At 65.1% G+C, this 16,197-nt stretch carries 13 protein-coding genes; 9 read left to right on the top strand and 4 right to left on the bottom strand.

Annotated elements, in window-relative coordinates; all coding sequences use genetic code 11:
• The first annotated feature begins 407 nt into the window (after positions 1-407).
• Entirely contained in the window at positions 408-1,118 is a 711-nt protein-coding gene (locus WQQ_RS09440; RefSeq protein WP_040453283.1) for a glycerophosphodiester phosphodiesterase, read from the top strand.
• An 81-nt stretch (positions 1,119-1,199) separates the two neighbouring features.
• A complete protein-coding gene (gene ppk1 / locus WQQ_RS09435) occupies positions 1,200-3,296 on the top strand; it encodes a polyphosphate kinase 1 (protein WP_040453842.1) in 2,097 nt (698 codons plus the stop codon).
• Positions 3,297-3,449: 153 nt separating this feature from the next.
• On the opposite strand, the gene glnA is transcribed toward ppk1, so the two are convergent.
• Both glnA and can read right to left on the bottom strand, forming a co-directional pair.
• Positions 3,450-4,862: a type I glutamate--ammonia ligase gene (glnA, locus tag WQQ_RS09430; protein WP_007184929.1), complete on the bottom strand. Its 1,413-nt coding sequence runs from the start codon at positions 4,860-4,862 to the stop codon at positions 3,450-3,452.
• A 147-nt stretch (positions 4,863-5,009) separates the two neighbouring features.
• Positions 5,010-5,696, bottom strand: a complete 687-nt coding sequence (gene can, locus WQQ_RS09425; protein WP_007184928.1) for a carbonate dehydratase — start codon at positions 5,694-5,696, stop codon at positions 5,010-5,012.
• Positions 5,697-5,790: 94 nt separating this feature from the next.
• Between can and glyQ the strand changes: the two genes are divergently transcribed.
• From glyQ to gmhB, 4 genes are all read left to right on the top strand, one after another.
• A complete protein-coding gene (gene glyQ / locus WQQ_RS09420; protein WP_007184927.1) occupies positions 5,791-6,699 on the top strand; it encodes a glycine--tRNA ligase subunit alpha in 909 nt (302 codons plus the stop codon).
• Between the two features lie 239 nt (positions 6,700-6,938).
• A complete protein-coding gene (katG, locus tag WQQ_RS09415) occupies positions 6,939-9,152 on the top strand; it encodes a catalase/peroxidase HPI (RefSeq protein WP_007184926.1) in 2,214 nt (737 codons plus the stop codon).
• Positions 9,153-9,361: 209 nt separating this feature from the next.
• Positions 9,362-11,425: a glycine--tRNA ligase subunit beta gene (glyS, locus tag WQQ_RS09410; protein ID WP_007184925.1), complete on the top strand. Its 2,064-nt coding sequence runs from the start codon at positions 9,362-9,364 to the stop codon at positions 11,423-11,425.
• 16 nt (positions 11,426-11,441) lie between these two features.
• Positions 11,442-11,975 (top strand): D-glycero-beta-D-manno-heptose 1,7-bisphosphate 7-phosphatase, encoded by a 534-nt coding sequence (gmhB, locus tag WQQ_RS09405; RefSeq protein ID WP_007184924.1) that lies wholly within the window; start codon positions 11,442-11,444, stop codon positions 11,973-11,975.
• A gap of 12 nt (positions 11,976-11,987) precedes the next feature.
• Here gmhB and folB read toward each other — a convergent pair whose 3' ends face one another.
• Together folB and tsaD are read right to left on the bottom strand one after the other, a co-directional pair.
• Positions 11,988-12,365, bottom strand: a complete 378-nt coding sequence (gene folB / locus WQQ_RS09400; protein WP_007184923.1) for a dihydroneopterin aldolase — start codon at positions 12,363-12,365, stop codon at positions 11,988-11,990.
• Positions 12,366-12,410: 45 nt separating this feature from the next.
• Positions 12,411-13,433, bottom strand: a complete 1,023-nt coding sequence (gene tsaD / locus WQQ_RS09395) for a tRNA (adenosine(37)-N6)-threonylcarbamoyltransferase complex transferase subunit TsaD (protein ID WP_040453838.1) — start codon at positions 13,431-13,433, stop codon at positions 12,411-12,413.
• A 146-nt stretch (positions 13,434-13,579) separates the two neighbouring features.
• Here tsaD and rpsU point away from each other — a divergent pair, with 146 nt between their 5' ends.
• The 3 genes from rpsU (at position 13,580) to dnaG (ending at position 16,170) form a co-directional block, all read left to right on the top strand.
• A complete protein-coding gene (rpsU, locus tag WQQ_RS09390; RefSeq protein ID WP_007184921.1) occupies positions 13,580-13,795 on the top strand; it encodes a 30S ribosomal protein S21 in 216 nt (71 codons plus the stop codon).
• Positions 13,796-13,900: 105 nt separating this feature from the next.
• Positions 13,901-14,347 (top strand): GatB/YqeY domain-containing protein, encoded by a 447-nt coding sequence (locus WQQ_RS09385; protein ID WP_007184920.1) that lies wholly within the window; start codon positions 13,901-13,903, stop codon positions 14,345-14,347.
• Positions 14,348-14,412: 65 nt separating this feature from the next.
• The gene (gene dnaG / locus WQQ_RS09380; protein ID WP_007184919.1) at positions 14,413-16,170 is read left to right on the top strand and encodes a DNA primase; all 1,758 of its coding nucleotides are present in this window, start codon (positions 14,413-14,415) and stop codon (positions 16,168-16,170) included.
• The last annotated feature ends 27 nt before the right edge of the window (positions 16,171-16,197 follow it).

The following is a 16,197-nucleotide window of genomic DNA, read 5'->3' as shown; positions in this document are numbered from 1 at the left end:
CGCCGCTAAAAGCGCTTCGGGCTATTTAGAGTCATCAACTTAAGCTCATTACGACTTGGCTTTAGTGATACTCATGTGTCACATGGCTTCGCCACGCTCACAGGAGCACCCACACAAATCACTTGCTTATTCTGTTAAAGATCAGGGCTTTAGCTTCGCTTCAAACCGCGTCGCCGTCACCAGGGAGGCGCATTCTACGCACCTCCCAGAAAGCGTCAACAAGCTTTTTCGGTCTATTTATCAAGTTGCTGATTTAAAACGATTTATAGATTGAAAAAGATCGTTGCACAGATAGAAAGCGGGCTCCGGGCGTTTTCTGCGGTTAAAAAAGCAGCAGAAGAACGGCGCCGCCCGGGGCTCGGGCGCACAATGAGTGCCTATATGGAGCCGCCTATTGAGGAGAACCCATGGCAGCGGACCCTTCCTTTACCGTCGTCGGCCACCGCGGCGCACGCGGGCACGCCCCCGAAAACACTTTGCTCGCCATCGACACCGGCATCCGGCTCGGTTCGCACATGGTCGAGATCGACGTACAGCTGCATTCGGGCGAGCTGATCGTGATCCATGATTTACGCGTCGATCGCACGACCAACGGACACGGACGAGTCGACGCCCTTTCCCTGGCGGAGCTGCGCGCCCTGGACGCGGGCCAGGGCCAGCGCATTCCGACGCTCGGTGAAGTCCTCGATCTCGTCGAGGGCCGGGTTCCGGTCAATATCGAGCTCAAGACCGGTGCCGGAACGGCCGAAGCGGTCGCCGCGCACCTGCGCGGACTCCTGGAAGCCAATGCCACGCCCGAGCAGTTCCTGGTGTCGTCCTTCCATCTGCCGGAGCTCTATGAGTTCCGCCAGCTATTGCCTCAGGTACCGATCGGCGTGCTGCTGTGCGGCGTGCCGCTCGATTGGGCGGCCTGCGCGGCGGAGCTTCAGGCCGAGTGCGTGAATCTGTCGGACGAGTTCGTCGACGAGCGGCTGATCGCCGACATCAAGAACCAAGGACGCCGCGTGTACGTCTATACGGTCAACGAGCCCGAGGACATGCACCGCCTACGCGCCATGGGTGTCGACGGGGTCTTCACCGACTATCCGGACCGGGCTCTCCAGCTCGTCGCGCAATGAACACTCCAAGGCTCGTCATGTAACGAGCCTGTCATGACCGCTCTCTCTACTGAGCAAGCGCTGCCCTTCAGAATGAACGCCATGGACGCCCCTTCGAAACTCGAATTCCAAGCCACCGATCTCTTCATCAACCGCGAGCTTTCGCTGCTCGAGTTCAACCAGCGCGTACTCGAACAGGCCAAGGACGAAAGCGTTCCGCTGCTCGAACGTCTGAAGTTCCTGTGTATCTCGAGCTCGAACCTCGACGAGTTCTTCGAGATTCGCGTCGCCGGCCTGATGCAGATGGCCGAAGCCGGTGGCACCGTGCAGCGTGGCCCGGACGGCATTTCGCCCCAGGAAGCGCTCGGCGCCATCAGCACGCGCGCGCATACGCTCGTCGACGAGCAGTACCGCGTCTTCAACGACGTGCTCGTGCCCGCGCTCGACAAGGAGCGCATCCGCTTTCTGCGCCGCTCGGAATGGACGCCGGAACAGGAGGCCTGGCTGCGCCAGTACTTCAACACCGAGCTGCTGCCGGTGCTGTCGCCGATCGGGCTCGATCCGGCGCATCCGTTTCCGCGCCTGCTCAACAAGTCGCTCAACTTCATCGTTTCGCTGTCGGGCAAGGACGCGTTCGGCCGCAACATCCAGTTCGCGATCGTGCAGGCGCCGCGCGCCCTGCCGCGCCTGATCCAGCTGCCGAAGGAGTTGCCGGGCAGCGGGCCGCACGACTTCACGTTCCTGTCGTCGGTGATTCACGCCTACGTCGACGACGCGTTCCCTGGCATGCAGGCCACCGGCTGCTACCAGTTTCGCGTCACGCGCAATTCGGATCTGTTCGTCGACGAGGAAGAAGCCACCGATCTGGCCGAAGCGCTCGAAGACGAGCTGTCTCAGCGCCAGTGGGGCGACACCGTCCGCCTCGAAGTGGCCGACAACTGTCCCGAGCCGCTGTGGACCTACCTGATGAAGGAGACGCAGCTGACGCCGGCCGACGTCTACCAGGTCAACGGGCCGGTGAATCTCATGCGGCTCATGGCGATTCCCGATCAGGTCGACCGGCCCGAGCTCAAGTACGCGCCGTTCACGGCGCGCGTGCCGAAGGCGTTGACGGGGGGCGACATCTTCGCCGCGATCCGCGAGCGCGATCACCTGCTGCATCACCCTTACGATTCGTTCACCCCGGTGCTCGAGCTGCTGCGCCAGGCCGCACGCGATCCCAAGGTGCTCGCGATCAAGCAGACGCTGTATCGCACCGGCGCGAAGTCGCCGGTCGTCGAAGCCCTGATGGAAGCGGCGCGCAACGGCAAGGAAGTGACCGTCGTCGTCGAGCTGCGCGCGCGCTTCGACGAGGCCGACAATTTGAATCTCGCCGAGAAGCTCGAGGAGGTCGGCGCGCACATCGTCTACGGCGTGGTCGGCTACAAGACGCACGCCAAAATGTGCCTGATCGTGCGTCGCGAAGAGGCCACCGGCGGCAAGACGCCGGGCCTGCGCTATTACGCCCACCTGGGCACCGGCAACTACCATCCGCGCACGGCGCGCATGTACACCGACTACGGCCTGTTCACGTCGGACCAGGAACTCTGCCGAGACGTGCACGCGGTGTTCCTGCAACTCACGAGCCTCGGCCGCATCGGCAAGCTGCACTGCCTGCTGCAATCGCCGTTCACGCTGTTCGATCAGATGAAGGCGCGCATCGATCGCGAGATCGAAAACGCGAAGAAGGGCAAGCCGGCGCGACTCATCGCCAAGATGAATTCGCTGGTCGAAGCCGAGATGATCAAGAAGCTCTACGAGGCTTCGCAGGCCGGCGTGCAGGTGGACCTGATCGTGCGTGCGATGTGCTCGGTGCGGCCGGGTGTTCCGGGCCTGTCGGAGAACATCCGCGTGCGCTCGGTGATCGGCCGCTTCCTCGAGCATCACCGCGTGTTCTATTTCCACAACGACGGCACCGGCGAGATCCTGCTGTCGAGTGCGGACTGGATGGAGCGCAATCTGTATCGGCGCGTCGAGATCGCCTTCCCGATTCGCGACAAGAAGCTGCGCGCGAAGGTGCTCGGGCAGCTCGAAGCCTATCTGGCCGACACCGCGCAGAGCTGGCTGCTGCAGTCGAACGGGCAGTACGTTCGCGCAGCTCCGGCAAAGGGCGCGGAAGCCGGCAAGCCGGTACAGCTGCAGTTTCTCGAGGACAACTGAGCTTCACGCGTCAGTCGTGCATAACGAAAAAGCCCCGCTAAATGCGGGGCTTTTTCGTTGCAGCTTCGACCAAGCCTTGCTTGAACCACCGGAGGCATCGCTTGCGATGCCTCCGTCAAACAATGCGCTTTTTCTATTCGTTGTGAGCTTCGCTCACAACGAATAGTACATGTCGAACTCGATCGGATGCGTCGTCATGCGGAAACGCGTGACTTCCTGCATCTTGAGTTCGATGTAAGCGTCGATCAGATCGTCGGTGAACACGCCGCCCTTGGTGAGGAACGCGCGGCTCTTGTCGAGCGCTTCGAGCGCCATGTCGAGGCTGTGGCAGACGCGCGGGATCAGCGCATCTTCTTCCGGCGGCAGATGGTAGAGATCCTTGTCCGACGGATCGCCGGGGTGGATCTTGTTTTCGATGCCGTCGAGGCCGGCCATCATCATCGCCGCGAAGGCGAAGTACGGGTTGGCGCTCGAGTCGGGGAAGCGCACTTCGATGCGGCGGCCCTTGGGGTTCGCAACATACGGAATGCGGATCGAGGCCGAACGGTTGCGGGCCGAGTAGGCCAGCATGACCGGCGCTTCGAAGCCCGGAACCAGGCGCTTGTAGCTGTTGGTGCCCGGGTTGGTGAAGGCGTTGAGCGCCTTGGCGTGCTTGAGGATGCCGCCGATGTAATACAGCGCGGTTTCGGACAGGCCGCCGTAGCCGTCGCCCGAGAACAGGTTCTTGCCATTCAGCGAGAGCGACTGGTGCACGTGCATGCCGGAACCGTTGTCACCGACGATCGGCTTGGGCATGAAGGTGGCCGTCTTGCCGAACGAGTGAGCCACGTTCTGCACGACGTACTTGAGCTTGAGGACGTCGTCGGCCTTCTGCAGCAGGGTGCCGAACTTGACGCCGATTTCGCACTGGCCGGCCGTGGCCACTTCGTGGTGGTGCACTTCGACCGACATGCCCACTTCTTCGAGCGTGTCGCACATGGCCGAGCGGATGTCCTGCAGCGCGTCGACCGGCGGAACGGGGAAGTAACCACCCTTCACGCCCGGACGGTGGCCGGTGTTGCCGGTTTCATAGGCCTTGCCGGAGTTCCAGGACGCGTTCTCGGCGTCGATCTCGACGAAGCAGCCCTTCAGGCCCGAATCCCAGCGGATCGAGTCGAAGATGAAGAATTCGTTTTCGGGGCCGAAGTAAGCGGTGTCGGCGATGCCGGTCGAGGCCAGGTAGGCCTGGGCGCGCTTGGCGAGCGAACGCGGGTCGCGCGAGTAGCCCTGCATGGTGGCCGGCTCGATGACGTCGCAGGTGATGACCAGCGTCGGGGTTTCGAAGAACGGATCGACGAAGACAGTGGTCGGGTCCGGCATCAGGATCATGTCGGATTCGTTGATGCCCTTCCAGCCGGCGATCGACGAGCCGTCGAACATCTTGCCGTCGGTGAACACGGACTCGTCGACGGTCGAAGCCGGCACGGTCACGTGCTGCTCTTTACCGCGCGTGTCGCAGAAGCGGAAGTCAACGTACTTCACGCTCTTTTCGGAAATTAGTTTCAGTACTTCTTTACCCGAAGACATGTCTTCTCCTGCAAGGGTCGGGGGTGGATTTGAATGGGCCGCTGCGGGAGCCCCCTGCCCCGGTTCGGCGGGGCAGAGCGCAGCACGTTCTATGCCAGAGAAAACCTCTAAGCATAGTAGCGGAGCCGCAAAGGGCGGCCAGTGTGCCTATCGGGCCGGCGAGCTGACAACCTCGGTGCCGCTGCCGGCCAGCGTGGCCTTCACCGCCGACTGGTAAGCGGCATTGAGACCGTCTCGCGTGGACAGCGTGAGATTCAGATTACGCAGCAGGCCGTCGCCGACGCCGTAGATCCAGGCGTGCACGGTGAGCGGCTGGCCGCGCTCCCAGGCGCTCTGGACGACGTCGGACTGGCAGACGTTGGTGACTTGCTCGAGAACGTTGAGCTCGCAAAGCCGATCGTGACGCTTCGGCAGTTCGGCGATCACGCTGAGCTGGTCCATATACATGTCCTGCACGTCGCGCACGTGGTACAGCCAGTTCTCCACCAGCCCGAGCCTGCGAGCACCCTCGACCACCGCGCGCACACCGGCGCAGCCGTAATGGCCGACGACCATGATGTGCTCGACCTTGAGCACGTCGACCGCGAACTGGATGACCGACTGCGCGTTGAAGTCGCTGTGGACGACCAGGTTGGCGATGTTGCGATGGACGAACACTTCGCCGGGTGGCAAGCCGAGGATTTCGTTGGCCGGCACACGAGCATCGGCACAGCCGATCCACAGATACTTCGGCGCATGCTGGCAGGCCAGCTTGTTGAAGTAATCCGGGTCTTCCTTGAGCCGGGCTTCGCGCCAGTCGCGGTTGCTGGCGAACAGATCGTCGAGGTCGTTCATGGGCGCGGATCATAGCCGCAGTGGCGGGCGATTCGCTCGGGTATGGAATAGCCAGTCGCTATACTCCGCGACCCGCCGTTTTCTCGTCCCGCTCATGACCTTTCAAGACCTGATCCTCAAGCTGCAGACCTTCTGGGCCAGCCACGGCTGCACGATCGTCCAGCCGCTCGACATGGAGGTCGGCGCCGGAACCTTCCATTGGGCGACTTTTTTGCGCGCTCTCGGCCCCGAGAGCTGGAACACCGCCTACGTGCAGCCGAGCCGCCGCCCGACCGACGGCCGCTACGGCGAGAACCCGAACCGCCTGCAGCATTACTACCAGTTCCAGGTGCTCATGAAGCCCTCGCCGGCCAACATCCAGCAGCTGTACCTGGACTCGCTGAAGATGCTCGGCTTCGACCCGCTCGTGCACGACATCCGCTTCGTCGAGGACAACTGGGAATCGCCGACGCTCGGCGCCTGGGGCCTGGGCTGGGAGGTCTGGCTCAACGGCATGGAAGTCACCCAGTTCACCTATTTCCAGCAGGTCGGCGGCATCGAATGCAAGCCGGTATCGGGCGAGATCACCTACGGCCTCGAACGCCTGGCGATGTACATCCAGGGCAAGGAAAGCGTCTACGACCTGGTCTGGTCGCGCGACCCCAGGACCGGCCGCGAAGTGACCTACGGCGACGTCTACCACCAGAACGAAGTCGAGCAGAGCACCTACAACTTCGAACACGCCGACACCGCGACCTTGTTCGATCGCTTCACGAGGGCCGAGGCCGAGTGCCAGCGCCTGCTCGCATTGCCGACCCCGCTACCGCTGCCGGCCTACGAACGGACGATCCAGGCCAGCCACACCTTCAACCTGCTCGATGCGCGTGGCGCGATCAGCGTGACCGAGCGCCAGGGCTACATCCTGCGCGTGCGTACGCTCGCCCGCGGCTGCGCCGAGGCTTATTACAACTCGCGCGCCCGCATCGCCGGCTTCGCTCCGCTTCCGGCCGGAAAAGCCGCCTAGGCGTTCGGATCGCCGCAAGAAGGCCGAGTGCCGACGCGTCCTAACGGGGTCGCGTCTCTACGCGGCGGCTCCCATCGGAACTTCAACCACGGTTCAGCAGGCTTCGCGTCTGATCGCGAAGCCTCGGTACGGCCGCAAAAATAGCTTTACGCAATCGTTCGATAACTAAAGATCAATTTTACTTAACGTTGGCGCGGGTTATCGTGGGCACGTCTAGCCCCTTCTGCCAGGAGAAACCAATGTCGAACGATGCCAAGTGCCCCTTTTCCGGTTCCGCAGCGGGCGGCTCCGGCCCCAAGCCGGCGGTCCGTACCAACAAGGACTGGTGGCCCAATTCCCTAGATCTGAGCATTCTCAACACGCCGTCCGCCGGCCCCGAATCGGCTGATTCGGCCGGTTACGCCAAGGCCTTCAAGTCGCTCGACCTCGAGGCCGTCATCCAGGATCTGCACGCGCTGATGACCGATTCGCAGGACTGGTGGCCGGCCGACTACGGCCATTACGGCCCACTGTTCATCCGCATGGCCTGGCACTCGGCCGGCACCTACCGCATCCACGACGGCCGCGGCGGCGCCTCGGCCGGCGAACAGCGCTTCGCCCCGCTCAACAGCTGGCCGGACAACGGCAACCTCGACAAGGCGCGCCGCCTGCTCTGGCCGATCAAGCAGAAGTACGGCAGCAAGCTGTCCTGGGCCGATCTGATGATCCTGGCCGGCAACGTCGCGCTCGAATCGATGGGCTTCAAGACCTTCGGCTTCGGCGGCGGCCGCGCCGACGTCTGGGAGCCGCGCTTCACCAACTGGGGCGCCGAGACCGAATGGCTCGCCACCAGCGACAAGGCCAACAGCCGCTACTCGGGCGATCGCGCGCTCGAAAACCCGCTCGGCGCCGTGCAGATGGGCCTGATCTACGTGAACCCGGAAGGCCCGGACGGCAAGCCCGATCCGGTGGCCTCGGGCCGCGATATCCGCGACACCTTCGGTCGCATGGCGATGGACGACGAGGAAACCGTCGCGCTCGTCGCGGGCGGCCACACCTTCGGCAAGGCGCACGGCGCCGGTGATCCGAAACTGGTCGGGGCGGAGCCCGAGGGCGCGAGCGTCGAGCAGATGGGCCTGGGCTGGATCAATACGCATGAAACCGGCATCGGCGGCCACACGACCACGAGCGGCATCGAAGGCGCCTGGAAGCCGAACCCGACGACCTGGGACAACGGCTACTTCGAGACCCTGTTCGGCTACGAATGGGAGCTCACCAAGAGCCCGGCCGGCGCGCATCAATGGAAGCCCAAGGGCGATGCCGGCGCCGGCACCGTGGTCGACGCGCACGATCCGAAAAAGTCGCATCAGCCGATGATGACCACGGCCGACCTTGCGCTGCGCTTCGACCCCGTCTACGAAAAGATTTCGCGCGATTTCATGGCCAACCCGGCCAAGTTCGCCGATGCCTTCGCGCGCGCCTGGTTCAAGCTCACGCACCGCGACATGGGTCCGAAGGTCCGCTACCTCGGCAAGCTGGTGCCCAAGGAAGACCTGATCTGGCAGGACCCGGTGCCGGCCGTGAACCATCCGCTGGTCGATGCTGGCGACATCGCGGCGCTCAAGGCCAAGCTGCTCGAATCGGGCCTGTCGCCCTCGCAGCTCGTCAACACCGCCTGGGCTTCGGCCTCGACTTTCCGCGGCAGCGACCTGCGCGGCGGCGCCAACGGGGCGCGCATTCGCCTGGCCCCGCAGAAGGACTGGGAGGTCAACCAGCCGGCCGAACTCGCCAAGATTCTCGACACGCTCGAAGGCATCCGGAAAGCCTTCAACGCGAGCGCCACCGGCGGCAAGCAGATTTCGCTGGCCGACCTGATCGTGCTGGGCGGCGCAGCGGGCATCGAGGCCGCCGCGAAGAAGGCCGGCCATGACGTGAAGGTGCCGTTCACGCCGGGCCGTACGGATGCGACGGCCGAGCAGACCGACGCCGAATCCTTCGCCGTGCTCGAGCCGGTGGTCGACGGCTTTCGCAACTACGTGCGCAAGGGCCTCGAAACGTCGGTGTCCGAAAAGCTCATCGACAAGGCCAGCCTGCTCAAGCTCAACACGGCCGAGATGACCGTGCTGGTCGGCGGCCTGCGCGCCCTCGATGCGAACACCGGGCAGTCCAAGAACGGCGTGTTCACCAAGCGCCCGGGCTCGCTGACGAACGATTTCTTCGTCAACCTGCTCGACATGCGTACGGTCTGGAAGCCGACCGAAAAGGATCCGCACCTGTTCGAAGGCCGCGACCGCAAGAGCGGCGAGTTGCGCTGGACCGCGACGATCGCCGACCTCGTGTTCGGCTCCAACGCCCAGCTGCGCGCGATCGCCGAGGTCTACGCCAGCGACGACAGCCAGGGTGCGTTCGTGAAGGACTTCGTGAGCGCCTGGAACAAGGTCATGGAGCTCGATCGCTTCGACCTCAGGGCGTAAGGCCGCCGTTCTCCTCTCCTCCGGGAGAGGGTCGGGGTGAGGGACTCGCAGTCATGGCCAGGCTTGGCGACTCCTGCGAATCCCTGATCCGTCGTGACGCGACACCTTCTCCCGGAGGGGGGAAGGAAATGCGAGTCCGCCGGCGCCGCAGTTGGCGCTGCCCGGACGATCACCGACAATTGCGCCCCCTTTGATTCTGGTTTCACCGCATGCCGCTCGACCTGCTGTTCGAACTCGGCGCCGAAGACCTGCCGGCCCGCTTCGTCGCCCCTCTTTCCAAGGCGCTCACCGACGGCATCGCGGGCGGCCTGGCTCGTCGTGGCGTCAGCGTCGGCTCGGCCCTGTCCTTCGCCACCCCGCGCCGGCTCGCGGTGCTGATCGCCGATGTCGCCGCCCAGCAGCCCGACCAGCTGCAGGAGCGCGCAGGACCAGCACTCGCCGCCGCGTACAAGGACGGCAAGCCGACGCCGGCGGCGCTCGGTTTCGCGCGCTCCTGCGGTGTGGCGATCGAGGCCATCGGCGAGAAGGACGGCAAGCTGCACTTCTCCAGGACCCAGCCCGGCCAGCCGACCGCAGAACTGCTGCCGGCGATCTTCGAGGAAACGCTCAAGCAGATGGACGAACTCGTGCCCAAGCGCATGCGCTGGGGTTCGGGCACCGAGACCTTCGTGCGCCCGGTGCAGTGGCTGCTGTGCCTGCTCGGTGGCGACGTGGTGCCGCTGAGCCGCTTCGGCCTCGAATCGGGCCGCATCAGCTACGGCCACCGCTTCCACGCCCCGGCCGCGATCGCGCTGTCGGAGCCGCGTGATTACGAGCCCGCACTGCGCAAGGCGCATGTCTGGGCCGATTTCGCCTCGCGCCGCGACAACATCCGAAAGCAGATCGAATCCAAGGCAGGCCAACTCGGCGGCCACGCGCGCATCACCGAAGATCTGCTCGACGAAGTCACCGCCCTGGTCGAGTGGCCCGTCGTCATCGCGGGCGACATGGAGCAGCGCTTCATGCGCCTGCCGCCCGAGGTCATCGTCTCGACGGTCGAGACCAACCAGCGTTATTTCACGCTGTTCTCGGACGCTGCCAACACCCAGCTGCTGCCGTACTTCATCACCATCGCGAACATCGAATCGTCCGACGTCGGCCAGGTAATCGCCGGCAACGAGCGCGTGGTGCGCCCGCGCCTGACCGATGCGCTGTTCTTCTACGAGCAGGATCTCAAGCAGCCGCTGTCGGCCTATGTCGAGAAGCTCGCCGCGGTGACCTTCCAGAAGGAGCTCGGCAGCATCGCCGAGAAGTCCGCACGCGTGAGCAAGCTCGCGCGCAAGATCGCCGCGCTCGTCGACGACTCGCTGGTCGCCGACGTCGGCCGCGCCGCCGATCTGGCCAAGGCCGATCTCGTCACCAAGGTGGTGTTCGAGTTCCCCGAGCTGCAGGGCCTCATGGGCGGCTACTACGCGAGCGCCGGAGGCGAGCCGCAAGCGGTGGCCACCGCGATTCGCGAGCACTACCTGCCGACCCAGCAGGGCACGCCGATTCCATCGACCGCCCAGGGCCGCATCGTCGCGCTCGCCGACAAGCTCGATACGCTGGCCGGCATCTTCGCGATCGGCCAGAAGCCCACCGCGAGCAAGGATCCGTTCGCGCTGCGCCGGGCCGCGCTCGGCGCGCTGCGCATCCTCGTCGAAGGCGGGCTCGACCTCGAGCTGCAGGACCTGCTCGAACAGGCGCTGATCGCCCAGCCCGCCGGCAACCGCGCCGAAGCGACCATCGACGATCTCTACGCCTTCTGCCTCGAGCGCCTGCGCAGCTACAGCGAAAGCCGCGGTGCGAGCGCGGAGGCCTTCGAGGCCGTGCGCGCGAGCGGCGTCACGCGGCCGCTCGATTTCGAACGCCGCCTGCAGGCCCTGCTGCGCTTTCTGCCGAGCGACGAGGCCAAGAGCCTCGCGGCCGCCGACAAGCGCGCGCGCAACATCCTGCGCCAGGCCGGCGATACACCGACCACGATCAAGCCCGACCGCTTCGAAGTCCCCGCCGAGCACGCGCTGTTCGAAACCCTGCAGCGCGTCGAATCCGCGCTCGCCCCGCTGAGGGCGGCGCGCGACTACGGCGCCATGCTCAGCGAGCTCGCCACGCTCAAGCAGCCGGTCGATGCCTTCTTCGATGCGGTGATGGTGATGGCCGAGGACGCGCAGGTGCGCAGCAACCGCCTGGGCCTGCTGGCCAGGCTCGATGCCTTGTGCCGCGAGGTCGCGGACTTGTCGCTGCTGCCGGGTTGATCGGACTCGCCCGGCGATGAAGTTCGTTTTTCTCGATCGAGACGGCGTCATCAACGAGGACTCCGACGACTACATCAAATCGGTCGCCGAGTGGCGGCCGATTGCGGGCAGCATCGAGGCCATCGCCAAGCTTTCGCAGGCCGGCTGGCGCATTTACATCGTCACCAACCAGTCCGCGATCGGTCGCGGCTATATGGATTTCGACGGCCTGTTCGCGATCCATGACCGGCTTCAGAAGCTCTGCGCCGAGCTGGGCGGGCGCATCGACGGCATCGAATTCGCGCCCGAGCACCCGGATCACGCAAGCGATATGCGAAAGCCCAATCCGGGCATGCTGCGCGACCTTGCCAAGCGGTTGCAGATCAAGCTCGACGAGGTTTTCTTCGTCGGCGACAGCTACTCGGACATCGAGGCCGCCCGTGCCGCCGGGGCTCGTCCTGTTTTGGTGCGAACCGGCAAGGGTCGACGCACTGAAACAAAGCATTCCCTGGAAGGCGTGCCGGTTTATGACGACCTGGCGCAGTTTGGAGCTGCCTTGCTGGCCAGCTGATAGCGCACCAAATTAGCGCATTCCGCAGGCCGCGTAGTCCTCGCGACGACGCTCGATCTCCACGCCGACGTCCTGCACCGGGATCGCACCGGGCTTGTGGATGACCAGCCGCAGCTTCAGCAGCAGCGGGAATTCTTTGTAGAGCGTGCGCGCAAGCCTTTCGGCCAGGGCTTCGAGCAGCGCCGGCCGGTATTCGGTCGCCACTTTCTCGACGGTGGATTGGATCGCCGAGTAGTCGAGCGCATCGCGCACGTGGTCGCTCGCGGCTGCGGAGTTGAAATCGGTGCCGAGATCGAGATCGAAGATCAGCGGGCGCATGAGCCCGCGCTCCCAGTCGTGCACGCCGATGATGGTCTCGACCTTGAGGCCGCGAATGAAGACGGTGTCCATGAGAGATGCCGGGAGACGGGAGACGGGAGACGGGAGACGTCCAGCTTACGCCGCGGCCATGGGCGGGCGCAGCAATTCGAGCGGCCAGCGCGCCGTGGTGAACAACTTGCCGGAGGCCGGCCGGGCTTCGGCCAGGCGGGCCCAGCCGGCGTAAGCGATCATCGCCGCGTTGTCGGTGCAGAAAGCCGGGCGCGGAAAGAACAGGCCCGCGCCGCGACGCTCGGCCAAGTCCGCGAGCCGGGCGCGCAAGCGCTGGTTCGCCCCGACGCCGCCCGCGACGATCAGCGCCGCATGGCCGGTCTGCTGCAGGGCGCGATCGCACTTGATCGCCAGGGTTTCGGTGACGGCCTCTTCGAAGCCGCGCGCGATGTCGGCCTTGTCCTGCTCGCTCGCGCCGGCCGGCAGCGCGGTCAGCACCGCGGTCTTGAGCCCGCTGAAGCTGAAATCGAGGCCCGGGCGATCGGTCATCGGACGCGGAAACTTGAAACGCCCGGGCGCACCGCCTTCGGCGAGCCGGGCCAGGTGCGGGCCGCCCGGATACGGCAGGCCCATCATCTTGGCGGTCTTGTCGAAGGCTTCACCGACCGCGTCGTCCAGGCTTTCGCCGAGCAGCGTGTAGCGGCCGACGCCTTCGACCGACACCAGCAGGGTGTGCCCGCCCGACACCAGCAGGGCGACGAACGGAAATTTGGGCTTGGGGTCTTCGAGCATCGGCGCCAGCAGATGCCCTTCCATATGATGCACGGCGATCAGCGGCAGGTCGTGCGCGAGCGCGATGCCGGCCGCGACCGAAGCACCGACCATGAGCGCCCCGATCAGGCCCGGTCCGGCCGTGTAAGCCACGCCCGAGAGATCGGAAAACCGCAGGCTCGCCTGCGCCAGGGCCTCGCGCAGCAGCCCGTTGACCCGGCGGATGTGATCGCGCGAGGCGAGTTCGGGCACCACGCCGCCGTACTGCGCATGCAGCGCGATCTGCGAATGCAGCGTGTGCGAGAGCAGTCCGCGCTCGCCGTCGTAGAGGGCGGCGGCGGTTTCGTCGCAGGAGGTTTCGAGGGCCAGGACGGGCATGGGGCGCGTATTGTGCCCATCGGCGCGACGGCCGGCGAGCCGCGATCCAGCGCCATCTTCCATCCAGGCTTTGCATTGCGCGCGGCTCGCGCATAAAATCGCCGCCCCTTTGGGCCCAGCCCTGTGTCAAGAGCGAGCTTCACCTTATGCCGACTGTCCGCGTCCGCGAAAACGAACCCTTCGAAGTTGCCCTGCGCCGCTTCAAGCGCACCTGTGAAAAGGCCGGTGTGCTGACCGACGTGCGCAAGCACGAGTTCTTCGAGAAGCCGAGCCAGGAGCGCAAGCGCAAGCGCGCTGCCGCCGTGAAGCGCCAGCTCAAGAAGGTTTCGCGCGACGTCACCCGCCGTCAGCGCCTGTACTAGCGCTGCGCGCAGCGTGGAGGGGCCCCATGCGCAGCATGGGATCCTAGCGTCGCGAGTCAGTGCTCTCGACGATTCAGCCTACCCCCTCACGCCATGGAGCATCCGATGTCCGATCTCAAGACTCGCGTCCTGGAAGACGTGAAAGCGGCCATGCGCGCGGGCGAAAAAGATCGCCTGTCGGTGCTGCGCATGCTCTCGTCCGAGCTCAAGAACCGCGAAGTCATCGACGCCATCGAGGTCACCGACGCCGTGGTCACGGCCACCGTCGAGAAGATGGTCAAGCAGCGTCGCGACTCCGAAAGCCAGTTCCGCGCCGGTAATCGTCCCGACCTGGCCGACAAGGAAGCTGCCGAAATCGTCATGCTGATGGGCTATCTGCCGCAGCAGCTGACCGAAGCCGAAGTGCTCGCCCTGATCGATCAGGCAATGGCCGAAACCGGCGCCGCGAGCGGCAAGGACATCGGCAAGGTCATGGGCTGGATCAAGCCCAAAGTCGCCGGCAAGACCGACATGGGCAAACTGTCCGGCCTGATCAAGACCAAGCTCGGATGAAAAGCCGAGCTGCGCGATTTCGCGATCGCGCCGTTTAGGTTTATTCGCCGGGCTAGACTGCAGCGGTGTCCGGCAGAATTCCTCAAAACTTCATTCACGACCTCCTCGCGCGAACCGATATCGTCGAGGTGATCAGCTCGCGCCTGGAACTCAAGCGCGCGGGCCGTGAATACAAGGCGCTGTCGCCGTTCAGCAACGAAAAATCGCCCTCGTTCTTCGTCTCGCCGACCAAGCAGTTCTTCCATTGTTTTTCCTCGGGCAAGCACGGCAACGCCGTCGGCTTTTTGATGGAGTACGACCGGCTGACTTTCGTCGAAGCGGTCGAGGAGCTTGCCAAGCGTGCCGGCCTGGAAGTGCCGCGCGAAGACGGCGGCGCGTTCGAGCGCCTGGTGCTCGACGGTCCGCTCGATGCGATGGCCGCGGCCGAGCGCTTCTTTCGCGAACAGCTGCGCAAATACCAACCCGCGGTCGATTACCTCAAGCAGCGCGGCGTTTCGGGTGACACCGCGAAGGTCTTCGGCATCGGCTACGCGCCGGAGAGCTGGGACGCGCTGACGCGCTTCTTCACCGATCCGAAGCACGCAATCGAGGCTGGTCTGCTGATCCAGAAGGACGGCGGGGGGTGCTACGACCGCTTCCGCAACCGCGTGATGTTCCCGATCCGCGATACGCGCGGCCGCGTGATCGCCTTCGGCGGGCGCACGCTCGGCGGCGATCCGGCCAAGTACCTCAACTCGCCCGAAACGCCGCTGTTCCACAAGGGCCGCAACCTGTTCGGGCTCTACGAGGCCAAGCAGTCGACCAAGGCCGAGCTGCCGCAGCTGCTCGTGGTGGAGGGCTACATGGACGTGGTCATGCTCGCCCAGCACGGCATTCGTGAAGTGGTCGCCACCCTGGGCACCGCGACCACGCGCGATCATCTCGCGCTGCTCTACAAATCCACGCGCAAGGTCGTGTTCTGCTTCGACGGCGACCGCGCCGGCCGCTCGGCCGCCTGGCGTGCGCTCGAGCAGGCGCTGCCCGAAGTGCATGGCGACCGCGAGTGCGTGTTCATGTTCCTGCCCGACGGGCATGACCCGGACACGCTGGTCCAGGAAATCGGGGCCGAGGCGTTTCGCGAACGAATCGGGCAGGCGCAGACGCTCAGCGCCTTCCTGCTCGGCGAGCTGTCCAAGCAGACCAACCTCGGCACGCTCGACGGCCGCGCCAAGCTCGCCTCGCTCGCCAAGCCGCATCTCGACAAGCTGCGTCCGGGTCCGCTGCAGACGCTGATGATCGACGAGCTCGCCCGACTCACGCGGCTGCGGCGCGAAGACCTGCAGGCGGCCGCGCCGGCGGCCGCAGAAGAGGCGCCTGCGGCCTACTCCGCGCCGCGCAAATCCGCCCCTCCGCGCATCGAGCCTGGCGGCAGTCGCCCGGTGCGGCGGGCCTTGCAATTGTTGCTCGAGCGCCCAGATATGGCCGATAGCGTCGACCAGCTCGAATTGCTGGCCAGCGCGGATGTCCACGGCATCGCCGCCCTGGTCGAGGCCCTGGACTTCTTCCACGAGAACCAGGGCGCGAATGCCGGGCAGCTGCTCGAGTACTGGCGCGGAACCCCCAAGGCGACGGCGCTCGAACAGCTCATGCGGCAGGAGGTGCAGCTCGATGACGCCGCGATCGAACGCGAATTCACCGACGTGATTCACCACTTGCGCCGCCGGGCGCTCAAAACGCGGCGCGACCACCTGCTGGCCGAAGCGCAGATTCGCTCGCTCAGCCAGGCGGAACTTGCCGAAGCCTCCGAGCTGACGCGCCAACTTTCGAGCCGACCTGCGGTCTAAGCCCACCTGCGACAAAAAGATGCTGGC

The sequence above is a fragment of the Hydrocarboniphaga effusa AP103 genome, assembly GCF_000271305.1.
Classification (GTDB): Bacteria; Pseudomonadota; Gammaproteobacteria; order Nevskiales; family Nevskiaceae; genus Hydrocarboniphaga; species Hydrocarboniphaga effusa.
Note: the sequence above shows the minus strand (reverse complement) of the source record. Positions and strands in the feature narration are given on the sequence as shown.